At 58.4% G+C, this 20,960-nt stretch carries 19 protein-coding genes and 1 tRNA gene; 2 read left to right on the top strand and 18 right to left on the bottom strand.

Translation table 11 applies throughout. The annotated features are described in order from the left end of the window. The 4 genes from PH562_RS30135 to rpsL all read right to left on the bottom strand — a co-directional run. On the bottom strand, positions 1–97 hold a 97-nt coding region (locus PH562_RS30135), incomplete at its 3' end, for a GTP-binding protein (RefSeq protein WP_133624442.1). Between the two features lie 66 nt (positions 98–163). Then, positions 164–2,263 (bottom strand): elongation factor G, encoded by a 2,100-nt coding sequence (fusA, locus tag PH562_RS30130; RefSeq protein ID WP_113233784.1) that lies wholly within the window; start codon positions 2,261–2,263, stop codon positions 164–166. 30 nt (positions 2,264–2,293) lie between these two features. After that, on the bottom strand, positions 2,294–2,764 hold the full coding sequence (rpsG, locus tag PH562_RS30125) for a 30S ribosomal protein S7 (protein ID WP_015339596.1): 471 nt from the start codon (positions 2,762–2,764) through the stop codon (positions 2,294–2,296). Between the two features lie 81 nt (positions 2,765–2,845). Beyond that, positions 2,846–3,217 carry a 30S ribosomal protein S12 gene (gene rpsL, locus PH562_RS30120; RefSeq protein WP_003507760.1) on the bottom strand — a complete coding sequence of 124 codons (372 nt, stop codon included), beginning with the start codon at positions 3,215–3,217 and terminating at the stop codon, positions 2,846–2,848. 509 nt (positions 3,218–3,726) lie between these two features. Here rpsL and PH562_RS30115 point away from each other — a divergent pair. Further along, entirely contained in the window at positions 3,727–4,020 is a 294-nt protein-coding gene (locus PH562_RS30115) for a hypothetical protein (RefSeq protein ID WP_004123433.1), read from the top strand. A gap of 115 nt (positions 4,021–4,135) precedes the next feature. Here the strand turns inward: PH562_RS30115 and rpoC are convergent, their stop codons facing one another. The 12 genes from rpoC to PH562_RS30055 all read right to left on the bottom strand — a co-directional run bounded on the left by rpoC (position 4,136) and on the right by PH562_RS30055 (position 19,580). Beyond that, positions 4,136–8,344: a DNA-directed RNA polymerase subunit beta' gene (gene rpoC / locus PH562_RS30110; protein ID WP_285177544.1), complete on the bottom strand. Its 4,209-nt coding sequence runs from the start codon at positions 8,342–8,344 to the stop codon at positions 4,136–4,138. 174 nt (positions 8,345–8,518) lie between these two features. Then, positions 8,519–12,661, bottom strand: coding sequence for a DNA-directed RNA polymerase subunit beta (gene rpoB, locus PH562_RS30105; protein WP_113233782.1), 4,143 nt, complete (start codon positions 12,659–12,661; stop codon positions 8,519–8,521). A gap of 262 nt (positions 12,662–12,923) precedes the next feature. Beyond that, on the bottom strand, positions 12,924–13,307 hold the full coding sequence (gene rplL / locus PH562_RS30100; RefSeq protein WP_112337470.1) for a 50S ribosomal protein L7/L12: 384 nt from the start codon (positions 13,305–13,307) through the stop codon (positions 12,924–12,926). Between the two features lie 58 nt (positions 13,308–13,365). Then, the gene (gene rplJ, locus PH562_RS30095; RefSeq protein ID WP_004123444.1) at positions 13,366–13,884 is read right to left on the bottom strand and encodes a 50S ribosomal protein L10; all 519 of its coding nucleotides are present in this window, start codon (positions 13,882–13,884) and stop codon (positions 13,366–13,368) included. 329 nt (positions 13,885–14,213) lie between these two features. After that, positions 14,214–14,912, bottom strand: a complete 699-nt coding sequence (rplA, locus tag PH562_RS30090; protein ID WP_113233780.1) for a 50S ribosomal protein L1 — start codon at positions 14,910–14,912, stop codon at positions 14,214–14,216. Between the two features lie 4 nt (positions 14,913–14,916). Further along, positions 14,917–15,348, bottom strand: a complete 432-nt coding sequence (gene rplK, locus PH562_RS30085) for a 50S ribosomal protein L11 (RefSeq protein ID WP_113233779.1) — start codon at positions 15,346–15,348, stop codon at positions 14,917–14,919. Between the two features lie 213 nt (positions 15,349–15,561). Further along, complete coding sequence (nusG, locus tag PH562_RS30080; protein WP_004123460.1) at positions 15,562–16,092, bottom strand: transcription termination/antitermination protein NusG; 531 nt, start codon at positions 16,090–16,092, stop codon at positions 15,562–15,564. An 18-nt stretch (positions 16,093–16,110) separates the two neighbouring features. After that, entirely contained in the window at positions 16,111–16,311 is a 201-nt protein-coding gene (gene secE / locus PH562_RS30075) for a preprotein translocase subunit SecE (RefSeq protein WP_015339590.1), read from the bottom strand. Between the two features lie 195 nt (positions 16,312–16,506). Further along, positions 16,507–16,582: transfer RNA gene (locus PH562_RS30070), tRNA-Trp, on the bottom strand. Between the two features lie 213 nt (positions 16,583–16,795). Next, the gene (locus PH562_RS30065) at positions 16,796–17,581 is read right to left on the bottom strand and encodes a 3-deoxy-manno-octulosonate cytidylyltransferase (protein ID WP_285177546.1); all 786 of its coding nucleotides are present in this window, start codon (positions 17,579–17,581) and stop codon (positions 16,796–16,798) included. A 95-nt stretch (positions 17,582–17,676) separates the two neighbouring features. Beyond that, entirely contained in the window at positions 17,677–18,363 is a 687-nt protein-coding gene (locus PH562_RS30060; RefSeq protein WP_069614840.1) for a glycosyltransferase family protein, read from the bottom strand. A 323-nt stretch (positions 18,364–18,686) separates the two neighbouring features. Beyond that, a complete protein-coding gene (locus PH562_RS30055; protein WP_285177539.1) occupies positions 18,687–19,580 on the bottom strand; it encodes an NAD-dependent epimerase/dehydratase family protein in 894 nt (297 codons plus the stop codon). Between the two features lie 155 nt (positions 19,581–19,735). On the opposite strand from PH562_RS30055, the gene PH562_RS30050 reads away from it, so the two are divergent. Further along, complete coding sequence (locus PH562_RS30050) at positions 19,736–20,269, top strand: GrpB family protein (protein WP_285177538.1); 534 nt, start codon at positions 19,736–19,738, stop codon at positions 20,267–20,269. Between the two features lie 13 nt (positions 20,270–20,282). Here the strand turns inward: PH562_RS30050 and PH562_RS30045 are convergent, their stop codons facing one another. Both PH562_RS30045 and PH562_RS30040 read right to left on the bottom strand, forming a co-directional pair. Further along, the gene (locus tag PH562_RS30045; RefSeq protein WP_285177537.1) at positions 20,283–20,792 is read right to left on the bottom strand and encodes an AAA family ATPase; all 510 of its coding nucleotides are present in this window, start codon (positions 20,790–20,792) and stop codon (positions 20,283–20,285) included. Positions 20,793–20,862: 70 nt separating this feature from the next. Continuing rightward, the coding region (locus tag PH562_RS30040; protein WP_131614796.1) for an EF-Tu C-terminal domain-related protein at positions 20,863–20,960 on the bottom strand (98 nt) is incomplete at its 5' end.

The raw sequence follows: 20,960 nt of genomic DNA, 5'->3' as shown, positions 1-20,960 counted from the left end.
TGATCGCTGCCGTCAAGGACGTCTTGCCGTGGTCAACGTGACCGATCGTACCAATGTTAACGTGCGGCTTATTGCGCTCAAACTTACTCTTTGCCATTTTCGGCTCTCCGTTTTCCTGTCCCCTGAGGGATCAATTCTTGTTATCGGTCAATTGGTATTCCGGTCACTTCTGACCGGAATACTTTGCCTGGATTTCCTGTGCGACGTTCGACGGAACCGGCGCGTAATGATCGAAGGTCATCGTGTACTGTGCACGGCCCTGAGACATCGAACGCAGGTTATCGACGTACTTGAACATGTTCGCCAGCGGGACGTTCGCGTTGATGACAACAGCGATACCGCGGCTTTCCTGGCCCTGGATCTGGCCACGACGCGAGTTCAGGTCGCCGATGACGTCGCCGACGTAATCTTCCGGCGTCACGACTTCGACCTTCATCATCGGCTCGAGGAGCTGGGCGCCAGCTTCGCGGGCTGCTTCACGGAAGCAAGCGCGGGAAGCGATTTCGAAGGCCAGAACCGACGAGTCAACATCGTGGAAGGCGCCGTCAACGAGCGTCGCCTTGACGCCGAGCATCGGGAAGCCAGCCAGCGGACCAGAAGACAGGACGCTTTCGATACCCTTCTGAACGCCCGGGATGTATTCCTTCGGAACGGAACCGCCGACGATCTTGGACTCGAACTTGAAGTCGTCGCCGTCCGGGTTCGGTTCGAACACGATCTTGACGCGAGCGAACTGACCGGTACCACCCGACTGCTTCTTGTGGGTGTAGTCCTTTTCCGTCTGACGCGTAATGGTTTCGCGGTAAGCAACCTGCGGCGCGCCGACAGTCGCTTCAACCTTGAATTCACGACGCATACGGTCGACGATGATGTCGAGGTGAAGTTCACCCATGCCGGCGATGATCGTCTGACCCGATTCCTGGTCCGTCTTCACGCGGAAGGACGGATCTTCAGCAGCCAGACGGTTGAGCGCGAGGCCCATCTTTTCCTGGTCGCCCTTGGTCTTCGGCTCGATCGCGATCTGGATGACCGGCTCGGGGAATTCCATGCGCTCAAGGATAACCGGCTTCAGCGGATCGCAGAGCGTATCGCCAGTGGTGGTTTCCTTGAGGCCGGCCAGAGCAACGATGTCGCCAGCGAAGGCTTCTTCGATGTCTTCACGCGAGTTCGAGTGCATCTGCAGCATACGGCCGACGCGCTCGCGCTTGTCCTTGACCGTGTTGATGACCGATGCACCCTTCTCGAGCTTGCCGGAGTAGATGCGGGCGAAGGTGAGCGAACCGACGAAGGGGTCGTTCATGATCTTGAATGCCAGCATGGACAACGGCTCGCTGTCGTCAGCGTGGCGTTCGATTTCGGCTTCCGTCTTGAAGTCGATGCCCTTGATCGCCGGAATGTCGAGCGGCGACGGCAGGTAATCGACAACGGCGTCGAGCAGCGGCTGGACGCCCTTGTTCTTGAAGGCGGTGCCGCAGAACATCGGATGGAACTTGACGTCGATCGTGCCGCGACGAACGAGCGCGCGGATCTGATCGTTGTCAGGCAGGTTGCCTTCGAGGTAGGCTTCCGTCGCGGCTTCATCGATCTCGACAACGGTCTCGATCAGCTTTTCGCGGTATTCGGCAGCCTTGGCCTTCATGTCTTCCGGGATCTCGACCACGTCCCACTGAGCGCCGAGCGACTCGTCGCGCCAGATGAGGGCGTTCATCTCGATCAGGTCGACAACGCCCTTGAAATCGCTTTCAGCGCCGATCGGCAGCTGCATGACGACGGCGGTTGCGCCGAGGCGGGTCTTGATCATCTCGACCGAGCGATAGAAGTCAGCGCCGGTCTTGTCCATCTTGTTGCAGAAGATCATGCGCGGAACATGATACTTCTCGGCCTGACGCCATACAGTTTCCGTCTGCGGCTCAACGCCGGCATTGGCGTCGAGCAGAGCGATGGCACCGTCGAGAACGCGCAGCGAACGCTCGACTTCGATGGTGAAGTCGACGTGGCCGGGAGTGTCGATGATGTTGAAGCGGCGGGTCTTGCCGTCGCGGCCCTTCCAGAAGGTGGTCGTGGCAGCGGAGGTGATCGTGATGCCACGCTCCTGCTCCTGCTCCATCCAGTCCATGGTGGCTGCGCCGTCGTGCACTTCGCCGATCTTGTGCGACTTGCCGGTGTAGTAAAGAATACGCTCGGTGGTCGTGGTCTTGCCGGCGTCGATGTGCGCCATGATACCGAAATTGCGGTAGTCTTCGATTTTATATTCGCGAGCCATAATGGACTGCCTTTCCGAAACCGTTCGGGATTACCAGCGATAATGCGAGAACGCACGGTTGGCATCAGCCATCTTGTGCGTGTCTTCGCGCTTCTTGACGGCAGCGCCGCGGTTGTTGGAGGCATCGAGAAGTTCGCCGCACAGACGGTCGACCATCGTCGTCTCATTACGCTTGCGAGCGGCGGTGATCAGCCAGCGGATGGCCAGAGCCTGACGGCGCTCAGGGCGTACGTCGACCGGAACCTGATACGTAGCACCACCAACGCGGCGCGAGCGGACTTCAACGTGCGGAGCGATGTTATCCAAAGCCTGATGGAACACGCCGAGCGGCTCCTGCTTTGCCTTGCCCTGCACGGCGTCAAACGCGCCATATACGATGTTTTCAGCTACGGACTTCTTGCCGTCGAGCATGATGGCATTCATGAACTTGGTAACGACCAGATCGCCGAACTTCGGGTCCGGGTTGATCTCGCGCTTTTCTGCTCTGTGACGTCTGGACATATAACTTCTCGTCTCTCAACTTTTGCGGCGCTTCACCACGCGGAGAACCTCGCGCAGCACCGGATTATCTAAAAAACCGAATTACTTCGGACGCTTTGCACCGTACTTGGAACGGCGCTGCTTGCGGTTCTTGACACCCTGGGTATCGAGAACGCCGCGGATGATGTGGTAGCGAACACCCGGAAGGTCCTTAACGCGGCCGCCACGGATCATGACGACAGAGTGCTCCTGAAGGTTGTGACCTTCGCCGGGGATGTAACCAATGACTTCGAAGCCGTTGGTCAGGCGGATCTTTGCGACCTTACGCAGAGCCGAGTTCGGCTTCTTCGGCGTCGTCGTGTAGACGCGGGTGCAAACGCCGCGCTTCTGCGGGTTCTCCTGGAGAGCGGGAACCTTATTACGCTTTACCTGCGCCTGGCGAGGCTTGCGGATCAGCTGGTTTACGGTAGGCATTCAACCATCCCTTGTAAATCTATGTCGACACCCTTACGGGCTTCACTTGCGCCGTCACCGGCAACGACACACGTTCGTCTCAATGCGCAAAACGTGGCCCGATCCGCTCTCGCAGATGGACCACAAAAAAGCAGAGGACACCAAAAGTGGCGTCGTGCGTGCAGCATTCGTGTCTTCAACGTGCGTTTAGAACCTTGTTTGAGGTGAACTCCAGGGCGCGTCGCCCCGAATAGCCATGCCTCACATGGGTTCCGATGGCGGCGGTACTACTGGTTTCCCGCCGGTTCGTCAAGGCCGGTTAAGAAATTATCTTTGTCACAAAGCCCTGAAACCCCGGCCAAACCAGCCATTTGGCGCATTGGATACGGAAATGCCGCCCCTTCGGCAAGATGGACTTTGGTATTTCGTCAAAATCCCTATAAGGAATCACCGAAGAACATTTCCATCCGACGGACCCGCGCGGCGAAAAGGAATCGCCGGGTCGATTCGACACTCCCGAAGGAAGACTCATGATTACAGCGCCAGACAACGACAACAATTCCGACGGTCCCATGGTCTTCATCATCATCGGCAAGGGTTACGAGACCGATGGCGGCGAAGGCATCGACCTGCACGTCATGCTGAAAGCGCCAGACGATGATACCGCCGTGCGTGAGGCACTGAACGCTCTTGCCGAAGAAGGCTTCATCGAGGCCGACCTCGACCAGATTGGGCTCTTGACGGATATTCCGGACGAAGAGCCGCATGCCTCCGCCTATCAAGGCGCGCTCGAAGGCGAAGTCGCGATCATCCGCTTCCGCTGATCGGACGCCGCCTGATGAAGGCGGCATCCCCTCACCTCATCGATTTCGTTATGCACAAAAAGAAACCGCCCGGATCGCTCCGGGCGGTTTTGATTTTTTCACATTCGCTGCCGGCTTATTCGGCCGGGCTGTTCTCGCTGGCGAGATCCTGCAGCATCGGCGTTGCTACGCCGGCGCCCGTGCCCTTGCGACGCTCTTCGAGGATAAGCTCGTCGCGAGCCGTAGCGATACGGCGGATCTGCGTCATGGTACCGCCGGTACCGGCCGGGATCAGGCGGCCGACGATGACGTTTTCCTTCAGGCCCTGCAGACCGTCGGTCTTGCCGGCGATTGCAGCTTCGGTCAGCACCTTCGTCGTTTCCTGGAAGGATGCAGCCGAGATGAAGGACGGCGTCTGCAGCGATGCCTTGGTGATACCAAGCAGAACCGGATCGCCATAAGCGGGCTTCTTGCCTTCTTCGATCAGGCGGTCGTTGGCGTCTTCCAGCTCGATACGGTCGACGTTGTCGCCGACGATGTACTGGCTGTCGCCTGCATCGGTGATCTCAACCTTCTGCAGCATCTGACGGACAATCACTTCGATGTGCTTGTCGTTGATGACAACGCCCTGCAAGCGATAGACTTCCTGGATTTCGTTGACCAGGTAGGAAGCCAGAGCCTCCACGCCCTTGATCGCCAGGATGTCGTGCGGAGCCGGGTTACCGTCGAGGATGTAATCACCCTTTTCGATATAGTCGCCTTCCTGAAGGTGGAAGGGCTTGCCCTTCGGGATCAGGTATTCGACCGGCTCGACACCGTCTTCCGCCGGCTCGATGATGACGCGACGCTTGTTCTTGTAGTCGCGGCCGAGGCGGATCGTACCATCGATCTCTGCGATGATAGCATGGTCCTTCGGACGACGAGCTTCGAACAGTTCGGCAACGCGCGGCAGACCACCGGTGATGTCCTTGGTCTTGGCGCTTTCCAGCGGCGAACGGGCGAGAACGTCACCCTGCGACACCTTCGTGCCCGGCTCGACCGACAGGATAGCGTCGACCGAGAGCAGGAAGCGGGCTTCGCCACCGCGCGAGAGCTTGGCGACATTGCCGCTGGCGTCCTTGACGACGATCGCCGGTTTCAGATCGGAACCGCGCGGCGTCGAGCGCCAGTCGATAACCTGACGCTTGGTGATGCCGGTAGACTCGTCCGTCGCTTCGAGAACCGAGAGACCGTCGACGACATCTTCGAAGTGAACCGTACCGGCCACTTCCGTCATCATCGGACGGGTATAGGGGTCCCACTCCGCCAGACGCTGACCGCGCTTCACCTTGTCGCCGTCGTCGACATACAGCTTCGAACCGTAGGCAACGCGCTGCGAGGAGCGCTCGACACCGCGTTCGTCCAGGATCTGGACCGTCATGTTGCGGCCCATGGCAACCAGGTTGCCGTCGGAGTTGCGCAGCATGTTGCGGTTCTTGATCTGAACAGTGCCTTCATACGAAGCTTCCAGGAACGACTGGTCGACCACGGTCGCCGTGCCGCCCAAGTGGAAGGTACGCATGGTCAGCTGGGTGCCCGGCTCACCGATCGACTGTGCGGCGATAACACCGACAGCTTCACCGATGTTGACAGGCGTACCGCGAGCAAGGTCACGACCGTAGCAGACCGAGCAGACGCCCGTCTGGATTTCGCAGGTCAGGGCCGAACGGATGCGGATCGACTGGATACCGGCCTTCTCGATCTCGATGACATCCGGTTCCAGGATCATCTTGCCGGCGTCGACGATGCGCTCACCCGTGACCGGATGATCGATATCGTCCAGGGCCGTACGACCGAGGATGCGGGCGCCGAGCGAGGCAACGACCTGACCGGCATCGACGATAGCGGTCATGGTGAGGCCGTTTTCGGTACCGCAATCGACGTGCGTGACGATGCAATCCTGCGCGACGTCGACAAGACGGCGGGTCAGGTAGCCCGAGTTCGCGGTCTTCAAGGCGGTGTCGGCCAGACCCTTACGGGCACCGTGGGTCGAGTTGAAGTACTCGTTAACGGTGAGACCTTCCTTGAAGTTCGAGATGATCGGCGTCTCGATGATTTCGCCCGACGGCTTGGCCATGAGGCCGCGCATGCCGCCCAGCTGGCGCATCTGGTTCGGAGAACCACGAGCACCGGAGTGGCTCATCATGTAGATCGAGTTCATCGGCTTCTGGCGACCGGTCTTCTCGTCGAATTCAACGGCCTTAATGCGGGCCATCATCTCTTCGGCGACCTTCTCCGTGGCCTTACCCCAGGCGTCGACAACCTTGTTGTACTTTTCGCCCTGGGTGATGAGACCGTCATTGTACTGCTGCTCGTATTCCTTCACGAGTGCTTCGGTATCGCCGACAATCTTAACCTTGGTGTCCGGAATGACCATGTCGTCCTTGCCGAACGAAATGCCGGCGCGGCAGGCATGCGAGAAGCCGAGCTGCATGATGCGGTCGCAGAAAATGACCGTGTCCTTCTGGCCGCAATGGCGGTAGACCGTGTCGATCATCTTGGAGATGTTCTTCTTGGTCATTTCCTGGTTGCAGATGTCGAAGGTCACCTTGCCATGCTTCGGCAGGAGTTCGCCGATCAGCAGACGGCCGGGGGTCGTTTCATAGATCTTCGAATAGGGCTTGCCATCTTCGCCGATCGACTTGAAGCGGCCACGAATCTTCGAATGCAGCGTCACGACCTTGTTTTCAAGCGCGTGATGCAGCTCACCGAGATCCGAGAAGGCCATTCCTTCGCCCGGTTCATTCTGGTTCAGGATCGACAGATAGTACAGGCCAAGAACCATATCCTGCGAGGGAACGATGATCGGCGCGCCGTTTGCCGGGTGCAGAATGTTGTTGGTCGACATCATCAGCACGCGGGCTTCCAGCTGGGCTTCCAGCGAGAGCGGCACGTGAACGGCCATCTGGTCACCGTCGAAGTCGGCGTTGAAGGCCGTGCAGACGAGCGGATGCAGCTGGATGGCCTTGCCTTCGACCAGCGTGGGTTCGAAGGCCTGGATGCCCAGGCGGTGCAGCGTCGGTGCGCGGTTCAGGAGAACGGGATGCTCGCGGATGACCTCATCGAGGATATCCCAGACTTCCGGCTTTTCCTTCTCGACCAGCTTCTTGGCCTGCTTGACGGTGGAGGAGTAACCCTTCGCGTCGAGGCGGGCATAGATGAACGGCTTGAACAGCTCGAGCGCCATCTTCTTCGGCAGACCGCACTGGTGCAGCTTCAGTTCCGGACCGGTCACGATGACCGAACGGCCGGAATAGTCGACGCGCTTGCCGAGCAGGTTCTGACGGAAGCGGCCCTGCTTGCCCTTGAGCATGTCTGACAGCGACTTCAGCGGACGCTTGTTGGCGCCGGTGATGACGCGGCCGCGACGGCCATTGTCGAACAGCGCATCGACAGATTCCTGCAGCATGCGCTTTTCGTTGCGGATGATGATGCCCGGAGCGCGCAGTTCGATGAGGCGCTTCAGACGGTTGTTACGGTTGATGACGCGGCGGTACAGATCGTTCAGATCCGAGGTCGCGAAGCGGCCGCCATCGAGCGGAACCAGCGGGCGCAGGTCCGGCGGGATGACGGGGACGACCTTCATGATCATCCATTCCGGACGGTTGCCCGACTCCATGAAGTTCTCGACGATCTTCAGGCGCTTCATCAGCTTCTTCTGCTTGAGATCCGACGTGGTGTCGGCAAGCTCGGAACGCAGGTCGCCGGCGATCTTTTCGAGATTCATGCTGGCCAGCATCTCGTAGATCGCTTCAGCGCCGATCATGGCGGTGAACTGGTCTTCGCCATACTCGTCGACAGCGAGCATGTACTCTTCTTCAGAGAGCAGCTGATGCTCCTTAAGAGCAGTCAGGCCCGGCTCGGTGACGATGTAGTTTTCGAAGTAGAGCACGCGCTCCACATCCTTCAGCGTCATGTCGAGCAGCGTCGAAATGCGCGAAGGCAGCGACTTCAGGAACCAGATGTGGGCAACGGGAGCGGCGAGCTCGATATGGCCCATGCGCTCACGGCGAACGCGCGACAGCGTGACTTCGACGCCGCACTTTTCGCAGATGATGCCCTTGTACTTCATGCGCTTGTACTTGCCGCACAAGCATTCGTAGTCCTTGATCGGCCCGAAGATTCGTGCGCAGAAAAGACCATCGCGTTCCGGCTTGAACGTACGATAGTTGATCGTTTCCGGCTTCTTGATCTCGCCATAAGACCAGGAAAGAATCTTCTCCGGCGACGCAATCGAAATCCGGATGGAATCGAAATTCTGCGCAGGCACCTGCGGATTGAAAAGATTCATGACCTCTTGGTTCATGCCTATCTCCTTTAGGGGCGAAACGCCCTCGAATTGCGAACAGTGCCGGCAAATCCCGGGAACCGGACTGACGCTTTAAAACCGCCTTGCGGCGCCATGCATCCAGGAGGACGCCAACGGCGCTGCAATATTCCAAGGAGTGCGCGCTGACCGACAGCGCGCACCCGCAGGCTATTACTCGGCTGCGTCCGGAAGCTGGCTTGCCGTCTGCAGATCGTCGACCTTGGAATTTTCCAGTTCGACGCTGAGGCCCAGCGAGCGCATTTCCTTGACGAGAACGTTGAAGCTTTCTGGAATGCCCGCCTCGAAGGTATCGTCGCCACGCACGATGGCTTCGTAGACCTTGGTACGGCCGGCCACGTCGTCCGACTTGACCGTGAGCATTTCCTGCAGCGTGTAGGCTGCACCGTAAGCTTCAAGCGCCCAGACCTCCATTTCGCCGAAGCGCTGGCCGCCGAACTGCGCCTTACCGCCCAGCGGCTGCTGGGTGACGAGCGAGTACGGACCGATCGAACGGGCGTGGATCTTGTCGTCGACAAGGTGGTTCAGCTTCAGCATGTAGATGTAGCCAACCGTAACCTGGCGGTCGAACTGCTCGCCGGTACGACCGTCGTACAGTGTCGACTGACCGGTCTGCTTGAGACCTGCCATCGCCAGCATGTGATTGACATCCGCTTCGCCAGCGCCGTCGAAGACCGGGGTCGCGATGGACACGCCGCGCTTCCACTGATCGGCCAGACGCAGCACCGATGCATCGTCGTACTCGTGAACGTCGTCGCTCTTCGGGCCATCGCCGACGACCAGATCGATCGTCTTGCGCAGAGGCTCGATGTTGCCGCTTGCCTTGTAGGCTTCGATCAGTTCGCCGATCTGACGACCCATGCCGGCGCAAGCCCAACCGAGGTGCGTTTCGAGAATCTGACCGACGTTCATGCGCGAGGGCACGCCCAGCGGGTTCAGCACGATATCGACATGCGTACCGTCTTCCAGGAACGGCATGTCCTCGACCGGAACAATGCGCGAGACCACGCCCTTGTTCCCGTGACGACCTGCCATCTTGTCGCCCGGCTGGATCTTGCGCTTAACAGCGACGAAGACCTTGACCATCTTCATGACGCCCGGAGGCATTTCGTCGCCGCGCTGGACCTTTTCGACCTTGTCCATGAAGCGCTGTTCAAGGCGCGACTTGGATTCGTCATACTGGCCACGCAGGGCTTCGAGCTCGCTCTGGACCTTTTCGTCCTCGACGGCGAACATCCACCACTGCGAACGCGGATACTCGGAAACGACGGCGTTCGACAGTTCCGTGCCCTTCTTGAAGCCCTTCGGACCAGCAAGAGCAACCTGACCACGCAGCATTTCGACCAGACGGCCGTAGACGTTACGGTCGAGGATTGCCTGCTCGTCGTCGCGGTCCTTGGCAAGGCGTTCGATCTCTTCGCGCTCGATCGCCATGGCACGTTCGTCCTTTTCGACGCCGTGACGGTTGAAGACGCGAACTTCGACGACCGTACCGTAGGTACCGGGCGGCATGCGCATGGAGGTATCGCGAACGTCCGATGCCTTTTCACCGAAGATGGCGCGCAGAAGCTTTTCTTCCGGCGTCATCGGGCTTTCGCCCTTCGGCGTGATCTTGCCGACAAGGATATCGCCCGGCTGGACTTCCGCACCGATGTAAACGATGCCGGCTTCGTCCAGGTTCTTCAGCGCTTCTTCCGAAACGTTCGGAATGTCGCGGGTGATTTCTTCCGGACCGAGCTTGGTGTCGCGTGCCATCACTTCGAATTCCTCGATGTGGATGGAGGTGAACACGTCGTCGGCAACGATACGCTCGGAGAGCAGGATCGAGTCTTCGTAGTTGTAGCCGTTCCACGGCATGAACGCGACGAGCACGTTCCGGCCGAGAGCCAGATCGCCGAGGTCGGTCGACGGACCGTCTGCCAGGATGTCGCCCTTGTTGACCACATCACCGACGGTGACCAGCGGACGCTGGTTGACGCAGGTGTTTTGGTTCGAACGCTGGAACTTCATCAGGCGGTAGATATCGACGCCGGACTTCGACGGATCGAGGTCTTCGGTGGCGCGGATAACGATACGCGTTGCGTCGACCTGGTCAACCACACCGCCGCGACGGGCGCCGATAGCAGCACCGGAGTCACGCGCGACGACCGGCTCCATGCCGGTACCGACGAACGGAGCTTCGGCACGCAGAAGCGGCACGGCCTGACGCTGCATGTTCGAGCCCATGAGCGCGCGGTTGGCGTCGTCGTTTTCCAGGAACGGGATCAGAGCGGCAGCAACCGAAACCAGCTGCTTCGGCGAGACGTCCATCAGGTTGATGTTGTCGCGCGGAGCGAGCATGACTTCGCCGGCATGACGGCAAACGACGAATTCCTCGATGAAGGAGCCGTCGGCGTCGAGCTCGGCATTGGCCTGAGCAACGTAGTACTTCGCCTCTTCCATGGCGGAGAGGTAGAGCACGTCGTTGGTCACCTTACCGTCGATGATACGGCGATAAGGGCTTTCGATGAAGCCGTACTTGTTGACGCGGGCAAAGGTCGCCAGCGAGTTGATGAGACCGATGTTCGGACCTTCCGGCGTTTCGATCGGGCAAATACGACCGTAGTGCGTCGGATGAACGTCGCGGACTTCGAAGCCGGCGCGCTCGCGGGTCAGACCGCCCGGGCCGAGAGCCGAAAGACGACGCTTGTGAGTGATTTCCGAAAGCGGGTTCACCTGGTCCATGAACTGCGACAGCTGCGAGGAGCCGAAGAATTCGCGGACGGCAGCAGCGGCCGGCTTTGCGTTGATCAGATCCTGCGGCATGACCGTGTCGATTTCGATCGAGGACATACGTTCCTTGATCGCACGTTCCATGCGCAGCAAGCCGAGACGATACTGATTTTCCATCAGCTCGCCGACCGAACGGACGCGGCGGTTGCCGAGGTTGTCGATGTCGTCGATCTCGCCCTTGCCGTCGCGCAGCTCGACGAGCATCTTGACCACGGCCAGGATGTCGTCCTTGCGCAGGATGCGGACGGTGTCTTCGACGTCGAGGTCGAGACGCATGTTCATCTTCACGCGGCCAACGGCGGAGAGATCGTAACGCTCCGCATCGAAGAATAGCGAGTTGAACATGGCTTCGGCCGATTCCATGGTCGGCGGTTCACCCGGACGCATGACGCGGTAGATGTCGAACAGAGCGTCCTGGCGGTTCTCGTTCTTGTCAGCCGACAGCGTATTGCGGATGTAGGCGCCAACATTGATGTGATCGATGCCGAGGATCGGGATCTCGTCGAAGCCGGCCTTCAGGATGACAGGCAGGGTCTTCTCGTCGATTTCGTCGCCGGCTTCGAGGTAGATCTCACCGGTCTGGAAATTGACGATGTCTTCCGCCAGGAAGAGGCCATACAGCTCTTCGTCGGTCGCCTTCAGAGCCTTGAGGCCCTTGTCCTGAAGCTGACGCAGCAGGCGCGGCGTGAGCTTCTTGCCGCCTTCGACCACGACTTCACCGGTGTCGGCATCGATCATGTCGGCAACGGTCTTGGCGCCCTTCAGCGTTTCCGCCTTGAAGGGAATGCGCCAGCCATCGCCGTCGCGCTGGTAGAGCGACTTCGTGTAGAAGGTCGACAGGATTTCTTCGCCATCCATGCCGAGTGCCATCAGCAGCGACGTCACCGGAATCTTGCGGCGACGGTCGATACGGGCATAGACGATGTCCTTGGCGTCGAATTCGATATCGAGCCAGGAACCGCGATACGGGATGACGCGAGCGGCGAAGAGAAGCTTGCCGGAAGAATGGCTCTTGCCCTTGTCGTGGTCGAAGAAGACGCCCGGCGAACGGTGCATCTGGGACACGATCACGCGCTCGGTGCCGTTCACGATGAACGTACCGTTGTTCGTCATGAGCGGCATGTCGCCCATGTAGACGCTCTGTTCCTTGATGTCCTTGATGGACTTCGCGCCCGTATCCTCATCAATATCGAACACGATCAGACGGAGGGTCACCTTCAGCGGCGCGGCATAGGTCAGGTCGCGCTGGCGGCACTCGTCGACGTCGAACTTCGGCGGCTCGAATTCATAGGACACGAACTCCAGCATGGAAGCGCCGGAGAAGTCGGTGATCGGGAAAACCGACTTGAAAACGGCCTGAAGACCTTCGTCCGGGCGGCCGCCCTTGGGTTCTTCGACCATGAGAAACTGATCGTAGGACGCCTTTTGAACCTCGATGAGGTTCGGCATCTCTGCGACTTCGGGAATCTTACCAAAAAACTTGCGTACGCGCCTGCGACCGTTGAACGAAAGGGTCTGAGCCATCGTCGCTCCTTTAAAATCCTGCACCCGGGCCTGCAACGGATGGGAATCGCTGGCCAGGCGACCCCATCAATCAATGAGTAGTTCAATCTCGTCTATCTAACCGAAAACCGCTCAGCCGGATTGCGTCGCGGTTCGGTTTGAGACCATCCTCTTGAAGAACCCATTACCCAAAAGCCGTTTTGCCCGCGGCTTTTGGGTAATTCGTTCAGAAAAACGGCAAATGGGAGGTAGCAAAATGCCACCTCCCAAAGCAGTTTCAAGCTTACTTAACGTCGACCTTAGCGCCGGCGTCTTCGAGCTTCTTCTTGATGTCAGCAGCTTCAGCCTTGGAAACAGCTTCCTTGACAGCCTTCGGAGCGGCTTCAACGAGGTCCTTGGCTTCCTTGAGGCCCAGACCGGTGATGGCGCGGACTTCCTTGATGACGTTGATCTTGTTCGCGCCGGCATCCGTGAGGATGACGTCGAACTCGGTCTTTTCTTCTTCAGCAGCTGCAGCAGCGCCGCCAGCACCACCAGCAACGGCAGCAACAGCTACCGGAGCAGCGGCGGAAACGCCCCACTTTTCTTCGAGAAGCTTCGACAGTTCTGCGGCTTCGAGAACGGTCAGCGAGGAGAGGTCGTCTACGATCTTTGCGAGATCAGCCATTTTTGTAGTTCCTTTTGTTCGGTTCGAACTGGTTGGTTATAAACAGCGAAAAACCGCCTTACGCGGCTTCGTCCTTCTTGGCGTAGGCCGAGAACACGCGAGCAAGCTGGCTTGCCGGCGCTGCAACAACACCTGCGATGCGGGTAGCCGGAGTCTGGATCATGCCCAGCAGCTTCGCGCGCAGCTCGTCCAGCGAAGGCAGGGTCGCGAGCGACTTTACACCTTCGGCGTTGAGCGTTGTTGTTCCCATGGCGCCGCCCAGAACAACGATCTTGTCGTTGCCCTTGGCGAAATCCACGACGACCTTCGGAGCGGTAATCGGATCAGTGCTGTATGCGATCAGCGTCTGACCGGTGAAGAGATTGGAAATCCCTTCCGCATCCGTGCCCTGAAGAGCAATTTTGGCCAGGCGGTTCTTCGCGACTTTGACGGTGCCGCCAGCAGCGCGCATCTTAGAACGAAAATCGTTCATCTGAGCGACTGTAGCACCAGCATAGTGGGCCACGACAACCGAGCCCGAAGCCTTGAAGACTTCGTTCAGTTCCGTGACGAATTCGCGTTTTTCCGCTCTTTCCACTGCTTTTCTCCAGTTGACAGGACCGGGTTAACGGGCCTGCCGGGTTGCCTTTTGCCTCCTGGGATCAATGAGATCCCAAGCGACGCTTGAGGATCCTGTCCCCTCGCGCTCGAGCCTGACGGCTCCAAGGCACAAGGCATCCAAGGCTCGAACCGAGTTCATCGAAGCGAAGCTTCTTCAAAATTCGGGTCTTACCCGTCTCATGCAGGCTTGAGTGATTAAGGGATAACCACCTGCAATCTCGGACAGGAATTCCGGATTTCTCCGGAAATCCCAGCCCCGAAGGGCCGGGAATTCTTAAATACCGGGCACAAAGCCCGGTATAATTATTAGGCGCTCGGCGCCGTAACCGTGGACGGCTCGATCTTGACGCCCGGACCCATGGTCGAGGAGATCGCTACGCGCTTGACGTAGTTGCCCTTGGCGCCAGCCGGCTTCGCCTTGATGACGGCGTCAGCGAAGGCGCGGATGTTTTCTTCCAGAGCCTTGGCGTCGAACGAAGCCTTGCCGATACCGGCATGGACGATACCAGCCTTCTCGACGCGGAACTCGACGGCGCCGCCCTTGGATGCTTCGACAGCACCCTTGACGTCCATCGTGACGGTACCGACTTTCGGGTTCGGCATCATGCCGCGCGGGCCGAGAACCTTACCGAGACGGCCGACGAGCGGCATCATGTCCGGGGTCGCGATGCAGCGATCGAAATCGATCTTGCCGCCCTGAACGATTTCGACCAGGTCTTCCGCGCCGACGATGTCTGCGCCGGCCGCCTTGGCTTCGTCAGCCTTGGCGCCGCGAGCGAAGACGGCAACGCGAACCGTACGGCCCGTGCCGTTCGGCAGGTTGACGACGCCGCGAACCATCTGGTCGGCGTGACGCGGGTCAACGCCGAGGTTCATCGAGATTTCGACGGTTTCGTCGAACTTGGCGACGGCACGTTCCTTGACCATGCCGATGGCCAGATCCAGAGCGTAGAGCTTGGTCGGATCGACGCCTTCACGAATCTTCTGAATACGCTTAGCTACCATGGTCTTAACCTACCACTTCCAGGCCCATGGCGCGGGCGGAGCCCTCGATCATGGCCATTGCGCCTTCGATATCGGCGGCGTTCAGATCCTTCATCTTGGCTTCGGCGATCGCCTTGACCTGAGCCTTGCTCAGGGTGCCAGCCTTGGCGCCCTTGCCCGGGGTCTTGGAGCCGGACTGGATCTTCGCTTCCTTCTTCAGGAAGTAGCTGACCGGCGGCTGCTTCATGATGAAGGTGAAGGACTTGTCCTGGTAGTAGGTGATGACGACCGGAATCGGCATACCCTTTTCCATTTCCTGCGTGGCGGCATTGAACGCCTTGCAGAATTCCATGATGTTAATGCCACGCTGACCAAGCGCAGGACCGATCGGCGGCGACGGATTCGCCGAGCCGGCCTTAACCTGCAGCTTGAGCTGGCCTGCAACTTTCTTAGCCATTTCTCTCTGCCTTTCTACATGACCGGTTGCCCGGCCCACTATGCCGGATCGCTCCGGCGGCTGCGGTTGCGTGGTGCGGATCACCAGGCCCGGCTAAGACCCTACCCTTCCACGCGGATTGCGGCTTCGCCGCGAGATATAAGTAAGCGATCACTTATATCCAAATTCGAACGAAAGACTAGCCGCGAAGCCAACCTTTCGTAGAAATCACAATCAGACCTTCTCGACCTGGCTGTACTCCAGCTCGACCGGCGTAGCACGGCCGAAAATCGACACTTCCACCTTCAGGCGCGAACGCTCTTCGTCCACATCCTGAACCGTGCCGTTGAACGATGCGAACGGACCATCGGAAACGCGGACCTGCTCGCCGATCTCGAAGGATACGGAAGCCTTCGGCCGCTCGACGCCTTCCTGGACCTGACCGAGAATGCGCTCGGCTTCATAATCCGGAATCGGAACGGGCTTATTGTCGGAGCCGAGAAAGCCAGTGACCTTCGGCGTGTTCTTGATCAGGTGGTAAGCTTCATCCGTCAGGTTGGCGCGCACCAGCACGTAACCCGGGAAGAACTTGCGCTCGCTATCGACCTTACGGCCACGACGAACCTCGACGACCTTCTCGGTCGGCACAAGGATCTTCTCGAACAGATGCTCGAGACCCTTCTGCCTGGCTTTCTCCTCTATGGATTCAGCCACCTTCTTTTCAAAATTAGAATAAGCGTGGACGATGTACCAACGTGCCGCCATGTTCATCTCCACCCGATATCAATTGCCGGTATTCAGCACGTAGCCGAGAATCCAGCCGATGAGCTGGTCAGCAGCAAAGAAAAACAGCGAGGCGAAAACGACCATGACGAGCACCATCACCGTCGAGATCATCGTCTCGCGGCGTGAGGGCCAAGTGATTTTCGACGTCTCGGAGCGCACTTGCCGCAGAAACGCTAGTGGATTCGTTTTGGATGCCATTGACTGCCCACGCAATTACGGCGCGTAAAGCTGAAACTATCAGCCCCACGCACCGCGTGTCTGTTAAACCCTACATAAACACCGATTCCCGATTTAACAAGAGGCAATACGGCGTTTTCTAAAATTTGCCGACAATCCGGCACAACCCTCGACCCAAGAAGCTGCGAAACGACGCGCCAGTCAAATCAAGGAAAATGGCAGGGGCAGCAGGGCTCGAACCTACGACCTGCGGTTTTGGAGACCGCCGCTCTACCAACTGAGCTATACCCCTTCTTCCTTCGAATATTCGCTTTAAGCGGTGGACCGCCCGAGCAGTTCGAAGACATGGCGCTCCCTTTAAGGCGGGACGAAACGATTGGCAAGAGCGTTTTTTGCTTTTTCCCAAGCGGACCCGCAACTTCACATGGGACATGCCCGAGCGGGCAGATCCGCCGGACGGGCAAAGCCGCCGCGAATGCTGCGGAAGAGGATGCCCTCGCCTTCGTTATTCTCCGGGGGAGCCTTTCGGCTTGCGCTTGAGAAATTTCGGCCTGAGGTGACGCATAAAATTGTCGGCGGAGCGAATCACATTGGTCAGGGAGATCAGCTTGTCTATTTCGGCATCGGTATTGCCCAGCCGTTCCGACAGAACATCGGCTGCGGCCAAGGCAATTTCGGCCGGAGGCACCTCCGTGAAGCGCTGGGCAAGGCTGATATAGGGGTTCAGTGCGACCCCACCATGGATGGTGATCTTGCCCAGGCGGGCAAACAGGCGCAGGAAGGTCTGCTCGAAACTCCAGTCATGGGCGGAAACCACCCTCCACTTCTGACTGCGCCTGGCCGAGAAGCCGGCAAGCACGATCGCGCCGGGCAATTTCAGGTCACTGAGCCAAAGCGCCATGGCAAAGCCGCTCGTCGGCGTCTTGCCGTCCGTGTAGAAATCGGAGCAGAAGCCTACGAGATCGAGGTGGCCGGTCGGCGCAGCCTGGAAGTCGGCGGCGGGGTTGAGCTTCTCTTCCAGACCGAGACGCATGTTCATGATGCCGAGGAAATATTCCTTCGGAAAGAATTTGACCACCTCGCCCACTTCGCCGCGATAGACGATGTTGGCGCCACGCGGCTGACCACGGGAGATCAGCAGCGAATGCCCATGGAACGGGCGATCCAGAACCTTGTAGACCTTGTTGAAGAAGACGAAGAGCGCAGTCTCAGGAAACTGCGCCTGGAGGCTTGCGATATCGACCGCGTCGCTATTGGCGACCAGGACGATATGGGAAAACCCCATCAACATGGTCCGCCATTCGTCGGCGCTGTTCAAACCGGCCGCGGAGCCCGCAGCCGGTATGCCGACATCGATGTTTCCTGTCGTCTTATGATCCAAATCGCTCACTTCTGCTGGACATGCAGCATGCGGTCGCGCATGGCAAACCATTCTTCAGCGTAGTCGTCGTTGCGATATTCATCGAAATACGGGCCGCCATCGGTGAAATGCACGAGCTTGGCATCTTCGCGATAATCGTATTCGTTGACGAGATAGTTCCAGACGACCGGCACCTCGCCGATCTGGTCGTCATTCTCCAGCCACTTGAACTGATGAAGCTGAAGACCTGTCGCCGTATTGACGAAATCCTTCGTCAACGCCGTGCACTTGGCATTGTTGAACAGGATCATGCTCGACCAGTTCTTCTTTTCATACTTCGTCTGCGTCTGGCCGAGGAACTTGGTTTCGATCTTCGGCTGATAGTCGTGCTTGACGCACATGGCGGCATAACGATCGTCACGCAGCGCCCAAAGCTCGGCGATATCGGCGCGGGCGAGCATGTCGCAATCCATGAAGATGCTCCAGCCCTGGTAATCGCTGAGATAAGGCACGAGGAAGCGCGAGAAGGAAAATTCGGTCGACTGCAGCGGGTTGCGCTCGCGCGTGAAGATGCCCTCGAGATTGTTGAGCACGATCGGCGAGAACACCACCGGAATAGACGAGCGCTCGATGATGCTCTGGGTCAGGACGTGATAGGCCACGACCTCCTTGGAATCGAACCCGACGAAAATACGTGCAACATTATCCTTCATGATACCTCCGAAACGGCTGGTCTGTTTTGAATCAGCCGGCAAATTATCTTTCGCCGTGACGCAAGCAAGGCTCAATTCATCGCATGAAGCCTATAGGCTGCGGGATGAGGGTTCAACACATGTGCCCGAATATGCCGCACGGCGCGCCGCAATCTACACGAGATGCCGCGAATCTGAACCTACTTAAAGAAACGAGGATATTTGTCGAGTGTTTGCGGAAGCATTTTTGGTTATGCTGCGTAACAAATGGAGAGATTTCCGCTTGTCTCTCTCCCGGACGCCGCCAGCGAGCAGCGCCCGGGGTATTTCTCAGGCTTTGCGCCTCAGACCTTCACATACTTCCGCCAGTCATGTTCTTCCTTGAAGCCCAGGACCTCGCGGATCTTGCGATTGGACAGCAGGCCCTCATATTCGCCGATCTCGCGCGTGAACGGGACGTTCGGAAAGTGCTTGGCGGCCAGCTCCCGCGACGGCGTGTTGGCCGAAACCGTGTCATTGGCGGCATTGAACACCTGGAAGCCGAGGCCGCTCTTCTCGATGCAGAGATGGACGATCTGGCCGAGGTCGCGAGCGTCGATATAGCTCCAGGCGATACGCTTGCGGATTTCGCTATTGGCGAAAAACTCAGGGAAACGCTCATATTCGTGCGGCTCGATGACGTTGCCAATACGCAGCGCGTAGATGTCGATGCCGAAACGTTCCGCAAAAGCCCGAGCCGTCTTCTCGTTTATGACCTTGGACAGGCCATAGGAATCCATCGGATTGACATCATAGTCTTCTTCCAGTGGGAACTGATGGAAATCGCGATGGCCTTCGGCAAAACACACACCGTAGGTCGTCTCGCTGGAGGCGACAATGATCTTCCTCACGCCGAGCTTCGCGGCCGCCTCGATGACATTGTAGGTGCTCATCGTATTGATACGGAAGGTCTCGTTATCTGGCTTGATCAGGATTCGGGGAATAGCGGCGAAATGCACGACGGCATCGAAAGGCTGCACGCCCTTGCCCTGATCGAGATCCGGAAAATCGCGATGCATGCTAAGGACATTATAAACCTGTCCCGCATCGGTGACATCGGCCTGCAGATTGGTGACGCCAGGACTGTTCAGTGGCACGAGATCGACATTATGGACCTCGTAGCCGGCATTCACCAACCAAGGAACCGTGTGACGTCCAGCCTTGCCGCTGCCGCCCGTGAACAAAATACGTTTCTTCATGAAATCTCCTCCAGATAAAATCGAGCGATACATAGGCCGTTGCCTCCGTTTCGCAAGACACGGCTTGGTGACCTCACACTTTCCCGCCAAAATAATGGGGACGACTCGGTAAAGCATATGCCGCATGGCGAAAACGACAAAAGGAGATGAGTGGGATGCGGCCGATCACGCTTGTCGAATATGATCCGCAATGGCCCCTTCTCTTCAAAAGGAGAAGCAAGGCGATCGGCCTGATTCTCGGCCACCCCGCCCAATTCCATCATATCGGCAGCACTGCCATCGCCGGACTATGCGCCAAACCGAAGCTCGATATCGATACGGTGTTCCTCTTCTCCGAGAGTGCAAGACACGACGCGACGGAGCGCCTGAAGGAAGGCGGATATCGCTTTCACGGCGATCCGCATGATGCCGGCCGCTGGACCTTCACCAAGGATGAGACGCCTTACGGCACCCGACTTTATCTTTGCCTGCCTGATAACGAGGCCCACCGGGAGCGCCTTCTCTTTCGCGACTATCTGCGCGCCCATCCCGAACGTGCGGCGAATTATGCAACCTTGAAACGGCGTCTGGCCGAAGAGGCCGGTGGCGATTGGGACCACTACACCGGCGGCAAGAGCGATTTCGTTGCCGATATCCTGCGCCGCGCGAAGATGGAGATCTCATCGATCGAAAATATCACCGGCTGGTGATAGTGTCGTTGGATTAATCGATCAGGCGCCTCAGCACATTATCCACGCTCTGCTTCAGCGAAAGATGGCTCGTATCGAGAATCTCAAGACCCGATGCCTGAGCTTCGCGGCGCAGATAGGCGGCCCAGTTCATCATGTTCGCATCGGCAAGTTCCGGCTGCCCTCGCTGAGCGGACAAGCGATGCGTCCTCGTTGCGTCATCGCAATCGACCAATATGAGGCGATAGTCATCGATCCTGGCAGTCAAGGCGGCTTCGATGACGAAGGACGGCCGCATCTGCCCTTCGAAAAGAATGGCCTTGCCCTTGTGCGCTTGCGGCGCAAGCCGCGCCACCCATTCGATGGTCTTGTCGCGCTGCCAGGCCTCGGGCGAACCATGATCCCTGACCATGGCGTCAAGAGACGGTATGCCGATGCTGTCGAAATGATAGACGGCTAACCTTCCAGCATGATCCCTGGCTATTGCCTCCGCGATAGCAGTCTTCCCCGAACCGGAGGCACCGGTCAGAATAATCAAGCTCATGCGAACCTCCGAATGCGAAAAGGCCCCGCTGTTTCCAGCGAGGCCTTCTTATAAAGGAATAATCCGAAGATTACTCGACGATGGATGCCACGATGCCAGCGCCGACGGTACGGCCGCCTTCGCGGATGGCGAAGCGAAGCTTTTCTTCCATCGCGATCGGAACGATCA

The organism is Rhizobium centroccidentale, assembly GCF_030182565.1.
Classification (GTDB): domain Bacteria; phylum Pseudomonadota; class Alphaproteobacteria; order Rhizobiales; family Rhizobiaceae; genus Rhizobium.
This window is presented reverse-complemented; position numbering and strand designations above follow the sequence as displayed.

Coding starts and splice junctions, on each gene's coding strand:
- rplA (WP_113233780.1), bottom strand. CDS start 14,912: ATGGTAGCTAAGCGTATTCAGAAGATTCGTGAAGGCGTCGATCCGACC.
- rpsL (WP_003507760.1), bottom strand. CDS start 3,217: ATGCCTACCGTAAACCAGCTGATCCGCAAGCCTCGCCAGGCGCAGGTA.
- PH562_RS30045 (WP_285177537.1), bottom strand. CDS start 20,792: ATGAGCTTGATTATTCTGACCGGTGCCTCCGGTTCGGGGAAGACTGCT.
- PH562_RS30050 (WP_285177538.1), top strand. CDS start 19,736: ATGCGGCCGATCACGCTTGTCGAATATGATCCGCAATGGCCCCTTCTC.
- nusG (WP_004123460.1), bottom strand. CDS start 16,092: ATGGCGGCACGTTGGTACATCGTCCACGCTTATTCTAATTTTGAAAAG.
- fusA (WP_113233784.1), bottom strand. CDS start 2,263: ATGGCTCGCGAATATAAAATCGAAGACTACCGCAATTTCGGTATCATG.
- secE (WP_015339590.1), bottom strand. CDS start 16,311: ATGGCATCCAAAACGAATCCACTAGCGTTTCTGCGGCAAGTGCGCTCC.
- rpoC (WP_285177544.1), bottom strand. CDS start 8,344: ATGAACCAAGAGGTCATGAATCTTTTCAATCCGCAGGTGCCTGCGCAG.
- PH562_RS30055 (WP_285177539.1), bottom strand. CDS start 19,580: ATGAAGAAACGTATTTTGTTCACGGGCGGCAGCGGCAAGGCTGGACGT.
- rplK (WP_113233779.1), bottom strand. CDS start 15,348: ATGGCTAAGAAAGTTGCAGGCCAGCTCAAGCTGCAGGTTAAGGCCGGC.
- PH562_RS30065 (WP_285177546.1), bottom strand. CDS start 17,581: ATGTTGATGGGGTTTTCCCATATCGTCCTGGTCGCCAATAGCGACGCG.
- rpoB (WP_113233782.1), bottom strand. CDS start 12,661: ATGGCTCAGACCCTTTCGTTCAACGGTCGCAGGCGCGTACGCAAGTTT.
- rplL (WP_112337470.1), bottom strand. CDS start 13,307: ATGGCTGATCTCGCAAAGATCGTAGACGACCTCTCCTCGCTGACCGTT.
- PH562_RS30060 (WP_069614840.1), bottom strand. CDS start 18,363: ATGAAGGATAATGTTGCACGTATTTTCGTCGGGTTCGATTCCAAGGAG.
- rpsG (WP_015339596.1), bottom strand. CDS start 2,764: ATGTCCAGACGTCACAGAGCAGAAAAGCGCGAGATCAACCCGGACCCG.
- PH562_RS30115 (WP_004123433.1), top strand. CDS start 3,727: ATGATTACAGCGCCAGACAACGACAACAATTCCGACGGTCCCATGGTC.